This window comes from Simplicispira sedimenti, assembly GCF_022760965.1.
Taxonomy (GTDB): Bacteria; Pseudomonadota; Gammaproteobacteria; order Burkholderiales; family Burkholderiaceae_C; genus Simplicispira; species Simplicispira sedimenti.
The window spans coordinates 85,851-105,490 of record NZ_JAKVIJ010000005.1 but is presented as its reverse complement, the minus strand read 5'-3'; the positions used below and the strand labels follow the sequence as shown (position 1 = coordinate 105,490).

The 19,640-nt window shown below is 66.9% G+C and carries 14 protein-coding genes; 10 read left to right on the top strand and 4 right to left on the bottom strand.

Features of this window, described 5'->3' with window-relative positions:
• Positions 1–122: 122 nt before the first annotated feature.
• Both MJ602_RS07370 and MJ602_RS07365 read right to left on the bottom strand, forming a co-directional pair.
• Positions 123–962 (bottom strand): hypothetical protein, encoded by an 840-nt coding sequence (locus tag MJ602_RS07370; RefSeq protein WP_243020184.1) that lies wholly within the window; start codon positions 960–962, stop codon positions 123–125.
• Positions 963–970: 8 nt separating this feature from the next.
• Positions 971–2,488, bottom strand: coding sequence for a helicase HerA-like C-terminal domain-containing protein (locus MJ602_RS07365; protein WP_243020183.1), 1,518 nt, complete (start codon positions 2,486–2,488; stop codon positions 971–973).
• A 79-nt stretch (positions 2,489–2,567) separates the two neighbouring features.
• Between MJ602_RS07365 and MJ602_RS07360 the strand changes: the two genes are divergently transcribed.
• From MJ602_RS07360 to MJ602_RS07325, 8 genes are all read left to right on the top strand, one after another.
• Entirely contained in the window at positions 2,568–3,287 is a 720-nt protein-coding gene (locus tag MJ602_RS07360) for a YebC/PmpR family DNA-binding transcriptional regulator (protein ID WP_243020182.1), read from the top strand.
• A gap of 12 nt (positions 3,288–3,299) precedes the next feature.
• A complete protein-coding gene (gene purD, locus MJ602_RS07355) occupies positions 3,300–4,583 on the top strand; it encodes a phosphoribosylamine--glycine ligase (protein ID WP_243020181.1) in 1,284 nt (427 codons plus the stop codon).
• Positions 4,580–5,521 (top strand): oxygen-dependent coproporphyrinogen oxidase, encoded by a 942-nt coding sequence (gene hemF, locus MJ602_RS07350; RefSeq protein WP_243020180.1) that lies wholly within the window; start codon positions 4,580–4,582, stop codon positions 5,519–5,521. Before purD ends, hemF begins: the two co-directional genes overlap by 4 nt.
• Before the next feature lie 353 nt (positions 5,522–5,874).
• Positions 5,875–6,696 carry a ribosome silencing factor gene (gene rsfS, locus MJ602_RS07345; protein WP_243020179.1) on the top strand — a complete coding sequence of 274 codons (822 nt, stop codon included), beginning with the start codon at positions 5,875–5,877 and terminating at the stop codon, positions 6,694–6,696.
• A 12-nt stretch (positions 6,697–6,708) separates the two neighbouring features.
• Positions 6,709–7,176 carry a 23S rRNA (pseudouridine(1915)-N(3))-methyltransferase RlmH gene (rlmH, locus tag MJ602_RS07340; RefSeq protein ID WP_162016366.1) on the top strand — a complete coding sequence of 156 codons (468 nt, stop codon included), beginning with the start codon at positions 6,709–6,711 and terminating at the stop codon, positions 7,174–7,176.
• A 92-nt stretch (positions 7,177–7,268) separates the two neighbouring features.
• On the top strand, positions 7,269–7,883 hold the full coding sequence (locus MJ602_RS07335; RefSeq protein WP_243020178.1) for a Maf family protein: 615 nt from the start codon (positions 7,269–7,271) through the stop codon (positions 7,881–7,883).
• A 10-nt stretch (positions 7,884–7,893) separates the two neighbouring features.
• Positions 7,894–9,381 (top strand): ribonuclease G, encoded by a 1,488-nt coding sequence (rng, locus tag MJ602_RS07330; RefSeq protein ID WP_243020177.1) that lies wholly within the window; start codon positions 7,894–7,896, stop codon positions 9,379–9,381.
• 132 nt (positions 9,382–9,513) lie between these two features.
• Positions 9,514–10,623: a hypothetical protein gene (locus MJ602_RS07325; RefSeq protein WP_243020176.1), complete on the top strand. Its 1,110-nt coding sequence runs from the start codon at positions 9,514–9,516 to the stop codon at positions 10,621–10,623.
• 147 nt (positions 10,624–10,770) lie between these two features.
• Here the strand turns inward: MJ602_RS07325 and MJ602_RS07320 are convergent, their stop codons facing one another.
• Together MJ602_RS07320 and map are read right to left on the bottom strand one after the other, a co-directional pair.
• The gene (locus MJ602_RS07320) at positions 10,771–13,356 is read right to left on the bottom strand and encodes a [protein-PII] uridylyltransferase (RefSeq protein ID WP_243020175.1); all 2,586 of its coding nucleotides are present in this window, start codon (positions 13,354–13,356) and stop codon (positions 10,771–10,773) included.
• Between the two features lie 180 nt (positions 13,357–13,536).
• Complete coding sequence (gene map / locus MJ602_RS07315) at positions 13,537–14,352, bottom strand: type I methionyl aminopeptidase (protein ID WP_162016362.1); 816 nt, start codon at positions 14,350–14,352, stop codon at positions 13,537–13,539.
• A gap of 154 nt (positions 14,353–14,506) precedes the next feature.
• Between map and purL the strand changes: the two genes are divergently transcribed.
• Entirely contained in the window at positions 14,507–18,535 is a 4,029-nt protein-coding gene (gene purL, locus MJ602_RS07310) for a phosphoribosylformylglycinamidine synthase (protein ID WP_243020280.1), read from the top strand.
• Positions 18,536–18,650: 115 nt separating this feature from the next.
• Positions 18,651–19,628, top strand: a complete 978-nt coding sequence (locus MJ602_RS07305; protein WP_243020174.1) for a DUF808 domain-containing protein — start codon at positions 18,651–18,653, stop codon at positions 19,626–19,628.
• Positions 19,629–19,640: the final 12 nt, after the last annotated feature.

Here is a 19,640-nt window from a genome sequence, read left to right as displayed (position 1 = left end):
GCCTGCCAAAACTTTGCAAAGAAATGGCTTGCAGTGCCCGTTCAATATACGGTAATAGCTATCAATAAAATAGCAGGTGAATGCTGGCGGCCTGGACTGACAATGGAGCCCGGGGCGGAGCCTCAGCCTGCGCCACTGCCGTCCGCGCTGCTGCCATCGCCGTGGTCGCTGTCACCCCAGGCAACACCGTCGGCCTCTTGGCGGCCTTTCCAAAGGCTGGAAAACTTTCTCTGCGGCTCCACGCCCGCAAAATCTTCGGCACGGCCGCTGAATCCGCCTTCAGAGAAACTGGTGCCATAGTGAAACGCCTGTGCGGCGGACGCCAAGGGGCCAGCGAGAGGGCGCGCTGCATAGCGCAGCCCATCGGGCATGTCGAGCTTGGTGTCGATGGCAAACAGCAGTGGCAGGCGGCTGGGGTTGCGCGGGTCGATGGATTCGTCGCAACAAGCCCAGTACCAGGTGCGGCGCAGGCCGTCGTTGTAGTGCGCTTTCTTGCCAAGAACCTGCGCCGGGGAATGCTCGGGCACATAACCCAGTGCCGAGCGGCACCAGGTCGCATAGGCCGGAGCATTGCGGGCGAAATCGGCCCACATCACATCCACGGCTCGGGTGGGCACCGCGGTGTACTGGCCCTTGCTGCGCAGGGTGGCGATGAAGAACTGGCGCAATGCGCGTTCGGCCAGTTCCACGTCCTTGGCGGTGAGGTGGGGGAATGCCTCGCGCAGTTTGCGCTTGAGCGAATGGGGCAGGGCACTTTCGCGGATGAAGCGCTCACGCACGGCGTCGGCCCAGCGGGTCAGCGCGTGGGTGGCCAAGGCACTGAGTGCAAAGGGAAGCAGCCAGTCGCCTCCAGGCTGGGCGCTCCCCGCCAGACCCCACAGCAGGCCCAGGACCCAGGCCCCCGCAAACGCAGGCCAGAGCCAGCGCGCGCAGCGCAACAGCAGCCATTCAAAGCCGGTCATGTGGGCTTTCAGCGCTTGCGCCCACCGAAGATGCTCCCCATCACGCCGCGCAGAATCTCGCGGCCCAGGGTGGTGCCCATGGTGCGCACGGCCGACTTGGCCATGGTTTGGGCCAGCCCGTCGCGCCGACCGCCGCGCGGGCCCGTGGAGCCGAACAGCACGTCGTTGAGCCCACCCAGCAGGCCGCCTTCTTCCTGGGGAGCCGTGGCGGCCCCCTTGCCGTTGGCGGGTGCCTGTGCGGCCATCTGCTCAGCGCGGCCTTTGAGTTTTTCGTAGGCCGATTCGCGGTCCACCACCTTCTCGTACACGCCCGCGACGAGCGAGCTGGCCATCAAGGCCTGGCGCTGCTGGGGCGTGATGGGACCGATCTGGCTGCCCGGTGGCAGCACGTACACGCGCTCGGTGATGCTGGGGCGGCCCTTGGCGTCGAGAAAACTCACCAGTGCCTCGCCCACGGCCAGTTCGGTGATGGCGGTCTCGATGTCCAGGCCGGGCTTTTGCCGCATGGTGGTGGCCGTGGCCTTCACGGCCTTCTGGTCGCGTGGCGTGAAGGCGCGCAGCGCGTGCTGCACGCGGTTGCCCAGCTGGGCCAGCACGCTGTCGGGGATGTCCAGCGGGTTCTGCGTGACGAAATACACCCCCACGCCCTTTGAGCGCACCAGGCGCACCACCAGCTCGATGCGCTCGATGAGTACCTTGGGCGCCTCGTTGAACAGCAGGTGGGCTTCGTCGAAGAAGAACACCAGCTTGGGCTTCTCGGGGTCGCCGATTTCGGGCAAGGTCTCGAACAGCTCGGACAGCATCCACAGAAGAAAGGTGGCGTACAGGCGCGGCGAGTTCATGAGCCTGTCGGCCGCCAGGATGTTCACCACGCCATGGCCGTTGGTGTCGGTCTGCATGAAGTCCTGGATGTCGAGCATGGGCTCGCCGAAGAACCTGTCGCCGCCCTGTTGCTCGATCTGCAGCAGACCGCGCTGGATGGCGCCCACGCTGGCGGCGCTGATGTTGCCGTATTCGGTGGTGAACTCCTTGGCGTTGTCGCCCACGTACTGGAGCATGGCGCGCAGGTCCTTCAGGTCCAGCAGCAGCAGGCCGTTGTCGTCGGCGATCTTGAACACCAGGTTGAGCACACCCAACTGCGTTTCGTTGAGGTTGAGCATGCGGCCCAGCAGCAGCGGGCCCATGTCCGACACGGTGGCGCGCACCGGGTGGCCCTGTTCGCCGAACACGTCCCACAAGGTGACGGGGCAGGCCTGTGAGGTGGGCTGCTCCAGCCCGCGGTCTTTGAGCACGGCCGCCATTTTTTCGGGAATGTGGCCGGTCTGGCTCGTGCCCGTGAGGTCGCCCTTCACATCGGCCATGAACACCGGCACGCCAATGCGCGAGAAGTTTTCGGCCAAGGTTTGCAGCGTCACCGTCTTGCCCGTGCCGGTGGCGCCCGTGATCAGGCCGTGGCGGTTGGCCAGGCCAGGCAGCAGGTGGCATTCGATGGAGGCGTGCTTGGCAATCAGCAGGGGTTCGGCCATTTCGGGTTTCCTCGGGGGTATGAGCGCAGGCAAAAGTAAAATCTTGGCCGGTAGATTAAATCAATACAAAGGATTTCCCATGGCCGGACACAGCAAATGGGCGAATATTCAGCACCGCAAGGGCCGCCAGGACGAGAAGCGCGGCAAGATCTGGACCCGCATCATCCGTGAAATCACCGTCGCCGCGCGCACCGGCGGCGGCGACCCCTCGGCCAACCCCCGCCTGCGCCTGGCGATCGAAAAGGCCAAGGCCGCCAACATGCCGGCCGACCGCGTCAAATACAACATCGACAAGGCCACCGGCAACGCCGAGGGCGTGAGCTACGAGGAAATCCGCTACGAGGGCTACGGCATCGGTGGCGCCGCCATCATCGTGGACACCATGACCGACAACCGCGTGCGCACCGTGGCCGAGGTGCGCCACGCCTTCAGCAAGCATGGCGGCAACATGGGCACAGAAGGCTCGGTGGCCTTCCAGTTCAAGAACGTGGGCCAGATCATCTTCGCCCCCGGCACCAATGAAGACAAGGTCATGGAAGTGGCGCTCGAAGCCGGCGCTGACGACGTGGTCACCGATGACGATGGCGCCATCGAGGTGCTGACCGCACCCGCCGAGTTCGAGGCCGTGAAGAACGCCCTGGTGGCTGCCGGTCTCACGCCCGATGCGGCCGACGTGACCATGCGCCCCGATGTCACCATCGAACTGACGGGCGACGACGCCGCCCGCATGCAAAAGCTCCTGGATATCCTGGAAGACCTGGACGACGTGCAGGACGTCTTCCACAATGCCGCACTGTAAATAAAGCCTCCCATGAAAGTACTCGTCATTGGCGGCGGTGGCCGCGAACACGCCATCGCCTGGAAGCTCAGCCAGTCGCCCAAGGTCACGCGCGTCTTCGTGGCGCCGGGCAACGGCGGCACGGCGCTCTCCAGCCACCTCGAAAACATCGCCATCACCGACGTGCGCGCGCTGCGCGAGTGGGCGCAGAAGGAAAAGATTGCGCTCACGGTTGTGGGCCCCGAGGCGCCTCTGGCCGCGGGCGTGGTCGATGAGTTCCGCGCCCATGGCCTGCGCATCTTCGGCCCCACCAAGGCCGCCGCGCAACTGGAAAGCTCCAAGGCCTTCTCCAAGGCCTTCATGCGCCGCCACGGCATCCCCACGGCCGACTACGACACCTTCACCGACCCGGCTGCGGCCCACGCCTTCGTGGACCGCCTGGGCGCGCCCATCGTCATCAAGGCCGACGGCCTGGCGGCCGGCAAGGGCGTGGTGGTGGCCATGACCCTGCAGGAGGCGCACGACGCCGTGGACTTCATGCTGGTGGACAACAAGTACGGCGTGACGCACAACGAAGGCGGCGCGCGCGTGGTCATCGAGCAGTTCCTCGAAGGCGAGGAGGCCAGCTTCATCGTGCTGTGCGATGGCAAGAACGTCTGCGCCCTGGCCACCAGCCAGGACCACAAGCGCCTCAAGGACGGCGACCAGGGCCCCAACACCGGCGGCATGGGCGCGTACTCGCCCGCGCCCGTGGTCACGGCCGACGTGCACGCCCGCGCCATGCGCGAGATCATCCTGCCCACCATCCGTGGCATGGAAAAGGACGGCATCCCCTACACCGGCTTCCTGTACGCCGGCCTGATGATCGACGCCCAGGGCCATCCCAAGACGCTGGAGTTCAATTGCCGCATGGGCGACCCTGAAACCCAGCCCATCATGCTGCGCCTCAAGAGCGACCTGGTGGACGTGCTGGGTGCGGCCATTGATGGCAAGCTCGACCAGGTCGAGCTGGAATGGGACCGCCGCACCGCCCTGGGCGTGGTGATGGCCGCGCACGGCTACCCCGAGGCGCCGCGCAAGGGCGATGCCATCACCGGCCTGCCGCAGGATGCGGACGATGCCATGGTCTTCCATGCCGGCACCGAGCTGAAAGACGGCGTGCCCCACACCAGTGGCGGCCGTGTGCTGTGCGTGACCGCGCTGGCCGACAGCGTGAAGCTGGCCCAGCAGCGCGCCTACGACGTGGCGCGCGGCATCCACTTCGACGGCGCGCAGTACCGCCGCGACATCGGTCACCGCGCCATCAAGACGCCATGAGCGAGCCGTTTCACAGCGACAGCAACGTGGCCCGCGTGCGCGGCTACCTGACGGGCCTGCAGGCGCGCATCATCGCGGCACTGGAGGCAGTGGAAGGTGAGGGCGGCGCGCGCGCCGTGACCGACCCCTGGCAGAAAGCGCCCGGCGAGCTGCTGCAGGGCGACGGCATTACCCGCATCATCGAGGGTGGCCGCGTGTTCGAGCGTGCGGGCTGCGGCTTTTCGCACGTGCGCGGCCCCAAGCTGCCGCCTTCGGCCACGCAGCACCGCCCCGAACTGGCGGGCGCGCCGTTCGAGGCCATGGGCGTCTCGCTGGTGTTCCACCCGCGCAACCCCTACGTGCCCACGGTGCACATGAACGTGCGCATGATCGCCGCTGGCCACCCGGGCCAGGAACCCACCTGTTGGTTCGGTGGCGGCATGGACCTCACGCCGTACTACGGCTTCGAGGAGGATGCGGTGCACTTTCACCGCACCTGCCACGACGCGCTGGCGCCGTTCGGCGACGACAAGTACCCGCGCTTCAAGCGGTGGTGCGACGAGTACTTCTACCTCAAGCACCGCGACGAGCAGCGCGGCGTGGGCGGTGTGTTCTTCGACGACTTCGCCGAACTGGGCTTCGAGCAGAGCCTGGCCATGACGCAAGCCGTGGGCGACGCCTTCCTGAGCGCCTACCTGCCCATCGTGGAACGCCGCGAAGGCACGCCCTACGGCGAGCGCGAGCGCGACTTCCAGCTCTACCGGCGCGGCCGCTATGTCGAGTTCAACCTGGTCTGGGACCGGGGCACGCACTTTGGCCTGCAGTCGGGCGGGCGCACCGAATCCATCCTGCTGTCCATGCCGCCGCTGGCAGCCTGGGCCTACCGCCACGAGGCGGCCGAAGGCTCGCCCGAAGCCGAGCTGACCCAGCGCTTTCTGGTGCGGCGCGACTGGTTGTGAGAACCTGTTCACGGTCTTTTCATGAGGTACGTTGCGGGGCAACCCTTCGGGCAAGGCAGCAAACCGCCACGCTCGTTGTTGCCCGCCTTGCCCAGGCTGCCAGCATGGGCTGCGGCAGGCGCCTGGATCGTGGCGGTTTGCTGCCTTGCGTACCCCATGAAAAGACCGTGAACAGGTTCTATGGCGATCACTATAAAATCAGTAGCTTATAGCGCTCGTGTCTATTGCCCCAGAGGCCAAAAACACCTCAAAAATCCAGCGGCGCGCATGCGCAACACCTGCGGGCCATTGCGCTGGTGACCCCCGCCAATGCGCGCTATATTGACCCCCATCACTTCACCCACCATCGCCTGATGACCACTACCACCACCTCGGAATCCGCTGCCAAAAAGAACATCGTCAAACTCCAACGGGCCATTGTGGACGGGCTCGAAGACGTCAAGGCGCAAGACATCCAGGTCTTCAACACCGAGCATCTGTCGCCTCTGTTCGAGCGGGTCATTGTGGCGTCGGGCACCTCCAACCGCCAGACCAAGGCCCTGGCCGCCAGCGTGCGCGACAAGGTCAAGGATGCCGGTTTTCCCAAGCCGCGCGTCGAAGGCGAGGACAACGGTGAGTGGATCATCGTGGACTGTGGCGCCGCCGTGGCCCACATCATGCAGCCCACCATCCGCCAGTACTACCGGCTCGAAGAACTGTGGGGCGAAATGCCGGTGCGTCTCAAGCTCGGCGCGCCCAAGCCTGTCGCGGTGAAAAAAGCCCCGGCCAAGAAGGCTGCTGCCAAGACCACCGCTGCCACCAAGACCGCAGCCAAGGCCTTGAGCCCGGCAGCCGCAGCCAAGAAGGCCGCCGCCCAGTTGGCGGCAGAGCCCAAGGCACCGGCCAAGCGCAGCGCCAAATCGGCAGCGCCTGTCGCCGCCAAGTCGGCAGCCAAGGCCACGGCATCCAAGCCCGCGAGCAAAGCCCCAGCCAAGAAGGCTCCCGCCAAAAAGGCAGCGGCCCCGCGCAGCGCCAAGCCGCAGGCCGACAGCACCCCTGTGCAGAAGCTGGTGGTCAAGCCACGCAAGGCCGCCGCACCTGCCAAGTCCGCTGCAAAGTCCACGGGCAAGACGGGTACCGCTGCCAAGGCCCCGGCCCGCAAGGTACCCGCCCGCAAGAGCGCAGACAAGCGCTGATCGAGCGCCCGCATGCGGCTGCTGATCGTTGCCGTGGGCCAGCGCGTGCCCGACTGGGCGCAAACCGCCTATGACGACTACGCCAAGCGCTTTCCGCCCGAGCTCAAGGTGGAGCTCAAGGCCGTCAAGACCGAAACGCGAGGCTCCAAGTCGGTGCCCGCGCTGATGGCGGCCGAGCGCGAGCGCATCGAAGCCGCCATTCCCCGCGGTGCACGCACAGTGGTGCTGGACGAGCGTGGCACGGCCCTCACCACCAAGGCCCTGGCGGCGCGGCTGCAAAGCTGGCAGCTGGAGGGCGACGACGTGGCCCTGGTCATCGGCGGCCCGGATGGCCTGGAGCCCGAGTTCCGCCAGGTCGCGCACGAGCGCATCCGCCTGTCCGACCTGACCCTGCCGCACGCCATGGTGCGCGTGCTGCTGATCGAGCAGCTCTACCGCGCCTGGTCCGTCAACGCAGGACACCCGTACCACCGCGAATAGCACCGGCGCACAGGCCTTGTGTGCTATAAAAATCATAGCTATCGGCGCTTGTCGGACGGGCGCTGGAGGCATATTTCATCTAGAATCGGCCCATGCCTGATTTCATCTACCTCGCCTCGCAAAGTCCCCGGCGCAGCCAGTTGTTGGAACAGATCGGTGTGCACCACCGCCTGCTGGTGCCCAACGCGCCTGGCGATGTGGCAGAGGACACCGAGGCCCTGGAGCTCGTGCTGCCCGGTGAACCGCCCGCCGCCTATGTGGAGCGGGTCACCGCCCTCAAGCTGGACGCCGCCGTGCAACGCCTGGCGCGCCGGGGGCTGCCGACGGCGCCCATCCTGTGCTCGGACACCACCGTGGCCTTGAACGATCGCATCTTCGGCAAGCCGCTGGACGCTGACGACGCCCGGCACATGCTGGCCCAGCTTTCGGGCCAGGAGCACCGCGTGCTCACGGCGCTGGCGGTGCAGGCGGGGGCGCAGCGCTTTGCGGCACTGTCGGTATCGCATGTCCGCTTTGCTGAACTGGACTCCGTACAGATCGACGCCTACGTGGCCACGGGCGAACCCCTGGGCAAGGCGGGCGCCTACGGCATCCAGGGCCCGGCAGCCGCATTCATTGCCCACATCAGCGGCAGTTATTCAGGCATCATGGGCCTGCCGCTGTATGAAACGGCGCAACTCCTGCGCCAGGCGGGCCTGCGTTTCTGAACCCACCACCATGCAACAAGACATCCTCATCAACTGGTCGCCCCAGGAAACCCGCGTGGCTGTGGTGGAGCACGGCGCCGTGCAGGAACTGCACATCGAGCGCACGCTGGAGCGCGGCCTGGTGGGCAACGTCTATCTGGGCAAGGTCTCGCGCGTGCTGCCGGGCATGCAGTCGGCCTTCATCGACATCGGCCTGGAGCGCGCCGCCTTCCTGCATGTGGCCGATGTCTGGCAACGCCAGGAGGGGGGTGAGCCGCCCCTGTTTGCGCGCCGCAACGATCCGCCCGTGCCGATCGAAAAGCAGGTGTTCGAGGGCCAGCCGCTCATGGTGCAGGTCATCAAGGACCCCATCGGCAGCAAGGGTGCACGCCTGTCCACGCAGATCAGCATCGCCGGGCGGCTGCTGGTGTTCCTGCCGCAGGACGACCATGTGGGCGTCTCGCAAAAAATCCCCCTGGCCGACCGGGAGGCCCTGCGCGAGCGGCTGCAGGCGCTGGTGGGTGACAAATCCACCGGCGGTGTGGGTGGATTCATCCTGCGCACCAACGGTGAAGACGCCACCGACGCCGAACTGGCCGAAGACATTGCCTACCTGCGCAAGACCTGGGCGCGCACCAAGGAGGCGGCGCTGCGCCAGAGTGCAGGCTCGCTGCTGCACCAGGACCTGGACCTGCTGCAGCGCGTGCTGCGCGATCTGGTCGGAGAGCACACGCAGAGCATACGCATCGACTCGATGGAGCAGTTCCATCGCCTGCGTGCCTTTGGCCAGGAATTCATGCCCCAGGCGGCGGCCAAGCTGCAGCACTACAAAGGCGAGCGGCCGATTTTCGACCTCTTTGCCATCGACGAGGAAATCACCCGCGCGCTGGGCCGGCGTGTCGATCTGAAGTCCGGCGGCTACCTCATCATTGACCAGACCGAGGCGCTCACCACCATCGACGTGAACACCGGCGGCTACGTGGGCGCGCGCAACTTCGACGACACCATCTTCAAGACCAACCTGGAGGCGGCGGGCTCCATAGCCCGCCAATTGCGCCTGCGCAACCTGGGCGGCATCATCATCGTGGACTTCATCGACATGGCGCGTGAAGACCACCAGAGCGCCGTGCTGGCCGAACTGCGCAAGCACCTGGCACGTGACCGCGTCAAGACCATGGCCGGGGGCTTCTCGCAACTGGGCCTGCTGGAGATGACGCGCAAGCGCACGCGCGAATCGCTGGCCCACATGCTCTGTGAACCCTGCCCCTGCTGCCAGGGCCGGGGTGCGGTGCGCACGGTGCGCAGCGTGGCCTACGATATCCTGCGCGAGATCCTGCGCGAAGCCCGCCAGTTCAACCCGCGCGAGTTCCGCGTGGTGGCCGCGCCCCAGGTGATCGAGCTGCTGCTGGACGAGGAAAGCACGCACCTGGCCGGGTTGTCGGATTTCATCCGCAAGCCCATTTCGCTCCAGGCCGAGGCGTCCATGGGGCAAGAGCAGTACGACATCGTGCTGTTGTAGCGCTGCTGCTCCAGGCGAGGCGACCGGTTCTGCGCTCCGGTGCTGAAACGCTTTTGCACAATTTGCACGCGCGCAGCACCTACGCAGCGGGGCTGGTTTGCGGCACACTGCCCGTTCGTTCAGGAGTGCACCGTGACGCAGATTTTCGCATCCCCCACCGTTCAGCGCTGGCGCTGCCTGCCCCAATACCTTGCATGGCTCTGCCTTGGGGCGGTGCTCGCTGGTTGTGGAGGGGGGAGCGAGGATGCGGCGCCGCAGTCGCCTGCGGCTCCGGGGCCGACGGTGCCGACCAATCCGCCAGGGCCTGTGGCGCCTGCGGGCGTGACCTATGGCGATCTGCGGGCCGCAGCGCTGGGGGTGGGGGCATCGCTCAACGGCGCCGTGCCATTTCCTGCCAGCAACGCATGGAATGCGGACATCAGCGCCCAGTCCATCGATCCGAATTCCGACGCGCTGATTGCCAGCATCGGCCTGGACCGGGGTCTGCATCCTGACTTTGGTGCGGGGCTGTACCAGGGGCAACCCATTGGCATTCCCTATGTGGTGGTGGCGGGCACGCAGGCGCGCGTGGCAGTGCAGTTCACCGACTACGCCTCGGAGAGTGACCCGGGCCCCTATCCGTTTCCGCCCAACGCGCCCATCGAGGGCGGCCCGGCCAGCAGCGGCGACAGGCATGTGATCGTCATCGACCGCGACAACAACCGCTTGTACGAAACCGGCAACAGCTACCCCCAGCCCGACGGCAGTTGGCGCGCATCGGGTGGCGCCGTGTTCCACCTCGACAGCAACAACGTGCGCCCGACGGCGCAGCCGCGCTGGACCAGCGCCGATGCGGCGGGCCTACCCATCTTTCCGGGGCTGGTGCGTTACGACGAGGCCTCGCTGGGCCCGGGTGGCATACGCCACGCGCTGCGTTTCACGGTCAGCCGCACGCGCCGCGCCTATGTACCGCCTGCCACGCACTGGGCGTCGAGCAACACCAGCCCCGATCTGCCGCCCATGGGCATGCGCGTGCGCCTGAAGGCCAGCTATGCCATTCCGGCGGGCTATTCGAGCGAAACCCGCGCCATCCTCACGGCCCTCAAGACCTACGGAATGATGGTCGCGGACAACGGCTCGAACTGGTATCTCAGTGGTGCACCGGATGAGCGCTGGAACAACGACCGCCTGGTGTCCGAGCTGCGCCAGGTGGCCGGCCGCAATTTCGAGGTGGTGCGCATGGACGGGCTGGTACAGCCTTAGGGACTGTTCACACTATTATTACCAGTGCGAACACGGTGCAAACCGCGCCAATCTAGGCGTGGGTTTGGCATCTTGCGCCTGGCCCTTTTTGATCGCAACGCATCTGGTAAAAATAGTGTGAACAGGCCCTAGCGCCGTCCCTGCGCATCAAGCAGCCAGCGCCTCCAGCACTTCGGTCTCGATCTCGATCTGGCGCTGGTTGTTCTGCAGCTCGGCGCCCTGGATGAGGAAGGTGTCTTCCACACGCTCGCCCAGGGTACTGACCTTGGCCAGTTGTACGCTCAGGTTGTGCCGTGCCAGCACCCGTGCCACGAGGTAGAGCAGGCCCGCGCGGTCGCTGGCCGAGATGCCCAGCAGCCAGCGTTGCGCCTTTTCGTCGGGGCGCAGCGTCACGCGGGGGGTGATGGGGAAGCTCTTGACGCGGCGTGACACCCGCTTGCGCCCAGGCTCGGGCAGGGGTCCGCCCTGCACGATGGCGTGGCTGAGGTCGTTCTCCACCATGTGCGTGAGTTCGCGGTAGTGGCCCTGCAGTGTGGCGCTGACGACCTGGAAGGTGTCCAGCGCATAGCCGTTGTGGGCCGTGTGCACGCGCGCATCCAGGATGGAGAAGCCCGCGCGGTCAAAGTAGCCGCAGATGCGTGCGAACAGATCGCTCTGGTCGGGTGCGTACACCAGCACCTGCAAGCCTTCGCCAGCCAGCGACTGGCGCGCCCGCACCACAGGCTGCTGCGTGCCCACGTGGCGTGACAGGTGGCGCGTGTGCCAGGCGATGTCGGCGGCCTCGTGGCGCATGAAATAGCTCACGTCCAGTGTGTCCCACAACTTCTTGTGCGCCTCGAAGGGCAGGGCGCTCAGGGCCAGCAGCACCAGGGCCTCGCGCTTGCGCGCTTCGATCATGGCCTGTGCGTCGGGTGCCCGGCCGCCCAGCACGCGCAGCGTGGCGCGGTACAGGTCTTCGAGCAGCTTGCCCTTCCAGGCATTCCACACCTTGGGGCTGGTGCCCCGGATGTCGGCCACGGTGAGCAGGTACAGCGCCGTGAGGTAGCGCTCGTTGCCCACGCGCTGGGCGAAGGCGGTGATCACGTCGGGGTCCGACAGGTCCTGCTTCTGCGCCACGTTGCTCATGGTGAGGTGCTCGCGCACCAGGAATTCGATGAGCTTGGCGTCTTCGCGCGTCACGCCGTGCTGGCGGCAGAAGCGCCGCGCCTCCATGGCGCCGATCTGCGAATGGTCGCCGCCGCGCCCCTTGCCGATGTCGTGGAACAGCGCGGCCACGAACAGCACCCAGGGCTTGTCCCAGCCGCCCGCGAGCTGCGAGCAGAACGGGTACTCGTGCGCATGTTCGGCAATGAAGAAGCGCCGCACATTGCGCAGCACCATGAGGATGTGCTGGTCCACGGTGTAGGCGTGGAACAGGTCGTGCTGCATCTGCCCGACGATGCGCCGGAACGGCCAGAGGTAGCGCCCGAGCACCGAGGTCTGGTTCATCAGCCGCATGGCGTGCGTGATGCCCGAGGGCTGCTGCAGGATGCGCAGGAAGGCGGCGCGGTTCACCGGGTCGCGCCGGAAGGCAGCGTCCATCACGCCGCGCGCGTTGTAGAGCGCGCGCAGCGTGCGCGCCGAGAGGTTCTGCAGCCCGGTGGAGCTTTGGTAGAGCAGAAAGGTCTCAAGGATGGCGTGCGGGTTGCGCTGGTACAGGTCGTCGCTGGCCACCTCGATCAGGCCGTTCTTGTCCAGAAAGCGCGCGTTGATGGGCTGGGGCGACTGCGTGGGCGGGTTCAGGCGTTCTTCGATGTTGAGCAACAGGATCTGGCTCAGTTGCGTGACCGCCTTGGCCGCCCAGTAGTAGCGCCGCATCAGCGTCTCGCTGGCGCGCAGCGGAAAGCGCGCGCCCTCGGGGGTTTGCGAGCGGTAGCCAAAGGATTCGGCCACGGCGGTCTGCAGGTCGAACACCAGCCGGTCTTCGCGTCGCCCGGCCATGGCGTGCAGGCGTGCGCGAATGAGAAACAGCAGTGCCTCGTTGCGCTGGATCTGGCGCACCTCGTACGGTGTGGCCAGGCCGCTGTGGGCCAGCTCGTCCCAGCGCTTGCCCAGGCCTGCGGCACGGGCCACCCACAGGATCAGGTGCAGGTCGCGCAGGCCGCCGGGCGACTCCTTGCAGTTGGGCTCCAGCGCGTAAGGGGTGTTTTCGTGCTTGGTGTGGCGCTGGCGCATCTCCAGCGTCTTGGCCACCAGAAAGGCGTGCGGGTCGAGCTGTGCACCAAATTGGTGCTCAAAGCGTGCAAACAGGGCGGCGTCGCCGCAAATGCGCCGTGCTTCGAGCAGTGAGGTCTGCACCGTCACATCATTGGCGGCCTCGCTCAGGCATTCTTCCACGCTGCGCACGCTGGAGCCGATCTCCAGCCCGGCATCCCAGCAACTGCGGATGAAGGCCTCCACCTGCTCGCGCACCGTGTCCGGTGCGGGCAGGTCGGTGGGCAGCAGCACCAGCACATCGATGTCGGAGTGCGGAAACAACTGCTCGCGCCCAAAGCCGCCCACGGCGGCCAGGGTCAGGCCGGGCGGCAGACCGGCGCGCTGCCACAGGGTGGTGAGCAACCCGTCGGCCAGTCGCGAGAACTTGCGCAGCAGCACATGGATGCCACGGGTCGATGCGCCCTGGGCCTGCAGGCTGGCCAGCAGGGTGGCTTTGTGTTGGCGGTAGGTGTCGCGCAGGGCTTGGAGTTCGGTCATGGCCTCACCAAGCAATATCCATGCACATATTTCGTTTCGGGGACTCCACCGCGTTGCATGCCGCCCCCTAAGCTTGATACCGGCGCGGCCCGGGCCAGCAGCCCCCGTGCAAGGGCCGCCCCGCCGCACTGGGGGCGTCCCCCTGGGGGGAAGACGCGAAGCGGCTCAGGGGGGGGCATTTCAGGTCGCTGTGGCTGTAACGAAGGAGGGGAGTGCAGGCGAGCCCTCGGAAAGCGTCATCACCTCGTAGCCCGTGGGCGTGACCAGCACCGTGTGCTCCCACTGGGCCGACAGGCTGTGGTCCTTGGTGACGATGGTCCAGCCGTCATTGCCCAGTTCCTTGATGTCACGGCGCCCGGCGTTGATCATGGGCTCGATGGTGAACACCATGCCGGGCTTGAGCTCTTCGAGCGTGCCGGGGCGGCCGTAGTGCAGCACCTGCGGTTCTTCGTGGAAGTTCTTGCCGATGCCATGGCCGCAGAATTCGCGCACGATGGAAAAACCGTGCCCTTCAGCGAACTTCTGGATCGCATGGCCAATGTCGCCAAGGCGTGCGCCGGGCCTGACCTGCACGATACCGTGCCACATGGCCTCGAAGGTGATGGCGCACAGGCGCTTGGCGGCGATGGAACATTCGCCGATCAGGTACATGCGGCTGTTGTCACCGTACCAGCCCTCGTCGGTGATGACGGTGACGTCCACGTTGACGATGTCGCCTTTCTTGAGCGGCTTGTCGTTGGGAATGCCATGGCACACCACATGGTTGACCGAGGTGCACAGCGAGGCCGGGTAGGCCGGGTAGCCCGGCGGCTGGTAGCCAATGGTGGCCGAGCGCGTGCCCTGGCGGGCCATGCACTCGGCGCCCAGGCGGTCGATCTCAGCGGTGGTGATGCCCGGCTTGATGTGCGGGGCGATGTAGTCCAGAACTTCCGAGGCGAGGCGGCAGGCCTTGCGCATGCCAGCGATGCCCTCGGCGTCTTTGATGGTGATGCTCATGCGGCAGGATTATCCCATCGGCCCGTGCGATACGCTGGTGTCGGCCCCAAGCCCTTCGCACCGCCCGGTAAAATCGCGGGTTCCCGTGGCAACGCCGCAAAACCGCCTGCCTGCAGGCGCCTCCTCTCCCACACCACCCACCCAGGCCGTCAAAGTGACCTTGCACCTGACCACGATTGCGGGCGGCAACGCCCTCAGCCCCTTTCGCGCCCAGCAACTCCAGCCCGCACTCGAAGCCATCCACCCGAAGATTGCCGCCATTGCGGCGCGCTTCGTGCACCTGGTGGCCACGGATGCCCCCCCCACGCCCGAGCAGCACCAGCGCCTGGCCGCGCTGCTGACCTACGGCGACCCGTACCAGGGCCCGCTGGATGGCGCCGCCATCGTCGTCACGCCGCGCCTGGGCACGGTGTCGCCCTGGGCCTCCAAGGCCACCGACATTGCGCGCAACTGCGGCCTGCAGGTGCGCCGTGTGGAACGTGCCGTGGAATACCGCGTGCAGATGCAGCACGGCCTGCTGAGCCGCCCCACGCTGTCGCAAGAGCAACTGGCCCAGGTGGCCGCGCTCTTGCACGACCGCATGACCGAGTCGGTGCTGTTCGACCTGGCCGACGCGCAGGCCCTGTTCTCCGAATTGCCGCCCCAGCCCATGGAGCATGTGGACGTGCTGGCCGGCGGCCGCGCCGCGCTGGAGGCCGCCAACACCCAATGGGGCCTGGCGCTGGCCGACGATGAGATCGACTACCTCGTCAACGCCTTCCAGGGGCTCAAGCGCAACCCCACCGACGTGGAGCTGATGATGTTCGCGCAGGCCAACAGCGAGCACTGCCGCCACAAGATCTTCAACGCCCAGTTCACCATCGACGGCGTGGCGCAGGAGAAAAGCCTGTTCGGCATGATCCGCCACACGCACCAGACTAGCCCGCAGCACACCGTGGTGGCGTACTCCGACAACGCCTCGGTGATGGAAGGCCACCAGGTCGAGCGCTTTGTGGCAAAAATGGCCTCTGGCGCACAAGGGGTAAGCGCCAGTAGCTATCAAAAAGAGAGCGTTCCGCAGCATGTGCTGATGAAGGTGGAAACGCACAACCACCCCACGGCGATTTCGCCCTTCCCCGGCGCCTCCACCGGCGCGGGCGGCGAGATCCGCGACGAGGGCGCCACCGGGCGCGGTTCCGAGCCCAAGGCGGGCCTGACGGGCTTCACGGTTTCCAAGCTATGGGGCGGCCTGAGTGACCAGCCCGGCGGCAAGCCCGAGCACATCGCCAGCCCGCTGCAGATCATGACCGAGGGGCCGCTGGGCGGCGCCGCGTTCAACAACGAGTTCGGCCGGCCCAACCTGGCGGGCTACTTCCGCGAGTACGAGCAGACCGTGGCGGGCGTGGCGCGCGGTTACCACAAGCCCATCATGATCGCGGGCGGGCTGGGCAGCATCGACGCCCGGCTCACGCAGAAGATCGAATTCCCCGCCGGCACGCTGCTGGTGCAGCTGGGCGGCCCTGGCATGCGCATCGGCATGGGCGGCGGCGCGGCCAGCTCCATGGCCACGGGCCAGAACGCGGCGGAGCTGGATTTCGACTCCGTGCAGCGCGGCAACCCCGAGATCGAGCGCCGCGCGCAGGAGGTCATCAACCACTGCTGGGCGCTGGGCACGGACAACCCCATCCTGGCCATCCACGACGTGGGCGCGGGCGGCCTGTCCAACGCCTTCCCCGAGCTGACGAACGACGCCGGGCGCGGTGCGCGCTTTGACCTGCGCGCCGTGCAGCTCGAAGAATCGGGCCTGGCGCCCAAGGAAATCTGGTCCAACGAAAGCCAGGAGCGCTACGTGCTGGCCATCGCGCCCGAATCGCTCGCCCAGTTCCGCGCGTTCTGCGAGCGCGAGCGTTGTCCGTTCGCCGTGATCGGCACCGCTACCGAAGAGCGCCAGCTCGTGCTGGAAGACACCGCCGCGCAGGCGGCCGACCAGAAGCTCCCCGTGGACATGCCCATGTCCGTGCTGCTGGGCAAGCCGCCCAAGATGCACCGCGATGTGCAAACCGTGCAGCGCCAGTTCACGCCCATCGACTTGACCGGCGTGCCGCTGCAGAAGGCCGTGATCGACGTGTTGAGCCACCCCACCGTGGCGTCCAAGCGCTTCCTCATCACCATCGGCGACCGCACCGTGGGCGGTCTCACGCACCGTGACCAGATGGTCGGCCCCTGGCAGCTGCCTGTGGCCGACTGCGCCGTGACGCTGGCCGATTACAAGGGCTTTGCCGGCGAGGCCATGGCCATGGGCGAGCGCACGCCGCTGGCCGCCCTCAACGCCCCCGCCTCGGGCCGCATGGCGGTGGCGGAAAGCATTACCAACCTGCTGGCGGCGCCCATCGAGCTGCCGCGCGTCAAGCTCAGCGCCAACTGGATGGCCGCCTGCGGCGAACCGGGCGAAGACGCCGACCTGTATGCCACCGTCAAGGCCGTGGGCCTGGAGCTGTGCCCGCAACTGGGCGTGAGCATCCCCGTGGGCAAGGATTCGCTCTCCATGCGCACGCAGTGGAAGGATGGCGACGCGCAGAAGAAGGTGGTCTCGCCCGTCAGCCTGATCGTGAGCAGCTTCGCCACGTTGCAGGATGTTCGCGGTACGCTCACGCCGCAGCTCGACGCCACCGAGGAAGACACCACGCTGGTGCTCATCGACCTGGGCAAGGGCCAGTGCCGCATGGGCGGCAGCATCCTGGGCCAGGTGCTGAACCAGGCGGGCGACACCGTGCCCGACCTCGATGATGCCAAGGATCTGGTGAATCTGGTGAACGCCGTGAACGCGCTGCGCGCCAAGGGCCAGATCCTGGCCTACCACGACCGCAGTGACGGCGGCCTGCTCGCCGCCGTGGCCGAGATGGCCTTTGCCGGCCACGTGGGCGTGGCGCTGAATGTGGACATGCTCGTCACCGAGGGCGACGGCATCAACGACAGCCGCATGGACGCGGGCGACGCCAAGAACTGGGCCGGTCAGGTCAGCGCGCGGCGCGAAGAACTCACGCTCAAGGCGCTGTTCAACGAAGAGCTGGGCGTGGTGCTGCAGGTGCGCACGAGCGAGCGCAACGACGTCATGCAGACGCTGCGCACGCACGGCCTCTCGGCCTGCAGCCATTTCGTCGGCAAGACGCGGCCCGCAGCCAGCCCCATCGCCGCGGGCAAGGGCGAGCTGCAGGTCTGGCGCGATGCCAAGGCCATCTTCAGTGCCAAGCTCGAAGACCTGCACCAGGTCTGGGACAGCGTGAGCTGGCAGATCTGCCAGCGCCGCGACAACCCTGCCTGCGCCGACGCCGAGCACGCCGCTGCGGGCGCCCCCGCCGACCCGGGCCTGCATGTGCACCTGACGTTCGACCCGGCCCAGGACGTGGCCGCGCCATTCCTGAACCTCTCCAGGCCCAAGGTGGCCGTGCTGCGCGAGCAGGGCGTGAACTCGCATGTGGAGATGGCCTATGCCTTCACCGAAGCGGGCTTCGAGGCGCACGACGTGCACATGACCGATCTGCAGAGCGGGCGCGCACGTCTGGAGGATTTCAAGGGCGTCGTGGCCTGCGGCGGCTTCAGCTACGGCGACACGCTGGGCGCGGGCATCGGCTGGGCGCGTTCCATCACCTTCAACAAGGTGCTGGCCGAGCAGTTCCAGGGCTTCTTCGCGCGCCAGGACACCTTTGGCCTGGGCGTGTGCAACGGCTGCCAGATGTTCGCCGAACTGGCCGACATCATCCCCGGCGCGCAGGACTGGCCGCGCTTCACCACCAACCAGAGCGAGCGCTTCGAGGCCCGCCTGTCGCTGGTGGAAGTGCTGGAATCGCCCAGCCTGTTCCTGCAAGGCATGGCGGGCAGCCGCCTGCCCATCGCCGTGGCGCACGGTGAGGGCTTTGCCAACTTCAAATGCCGTGGAAACGCCGACAAGGCCATCGCTGCCATGCGCTTCGTGGACCACGCGGGCGCGCCCACCGAGCAGTACCCGTTCAACCCCAACGGCAGCCCCGGCGGCCTGACGGCAGTGACCACCGCGGACGGCCGCTTCACGGCCATGATGCCGCACCCCGAGCGCGTGTTCCGCAATATCCAGATGAGCTGGATGGACCACGCTGCCGCAGGCGGCCCCAGCGCCTTCAGCCCCTGGATGCGGCTGTGGCGCAATGCGCGCAAGTGGGTGGGTTGAGCTTTTCTAGGTTTATTCCACTGCAAAAACCATAGCTTCCAGCGCTTGATGCACAAGCGTTGGAAGCTATTTTTGTTCATAATCTGCGCTTTTCACCCTTCCCGGAGTACCGCCCATGGCCGGAGCCAGTTTGCTAGCCTTGCTTGACGACATCGCCACCATCCTCGACGACGTGGCCGTGATGACCAAGGTGGCCGCCAAGAAGAGCGCCGCCGTGGCCGACGATGTGGCGGCCATGACCAAGGTGGCCACGCAGAAGACGGCGGGGGTGCTGGGCGACGACCTGGCGCTCAACGCGCAGCAAGTCACGGGCGTGCGGGCCGACCGCGAACTGCCCGTGGTCTGGGCCGTGGCCAAGGGGTCGATGGTGAACAAGGCCATTCTGGTGCCGGCGGCGCTGGCCATCAGTGCGTTCGTGCCCGTGCTCATCACGCCCTTGCTGATGCTCGGCGGCGCCTTCCTGTGCTTCGAGGGTGTGGAGAAACTGGCGCACAAGTTCCTGCACAGCGAAGCCGAGGAGGCGGCCGAGCACGAGAGCCATGTGCAGGCCAACGCCAACCCGGCGGTGGACCTGGTGGCGTTCGAGAAGGACAAGATCCAGGGCGCGGTGCGTACCGACTTCATCCTCTCGGCGGAAATCATCGTCATCGCGCTGGGCACGGTCGCGTCCGCGCCCTTCCTGCAGCAGGTGGCGGTGCTGGTGGGCATTGCCGCCCTCATGACGGTGGGCGTCTATGGCCTGGTGGGCGGCATCGTCAAGCTCGACGACCTGGGCCTGTGGCTCAGCCAGAAGACCGGCAGCGCCGCGCAGGCCCTGGGCCGAGGGCTGCTGGCGGCGGCGCCCTGGCTGATGAAATTCCTCTCGGTGGCGGGCACGGCCGCCATGTTCCTGGTGGGCGGCGGCATCCTGGTGCACGGCATCGCGCCGCTGCACCACGCCATCGAGGGCGCGGGCGCCGCCGTGGCGCAGGGCGCGCTGGGCGGCCTGTGGCAGGCGCTGACCACCAACGGGCTCAATGGCGTGGCCGGCATCGTGGCGGGCTCCCTGGTGCTGGGCGCCGTCACCCTGCTTCAGAAACTGCGCAAGCGCTGAGACAGCGCCGCG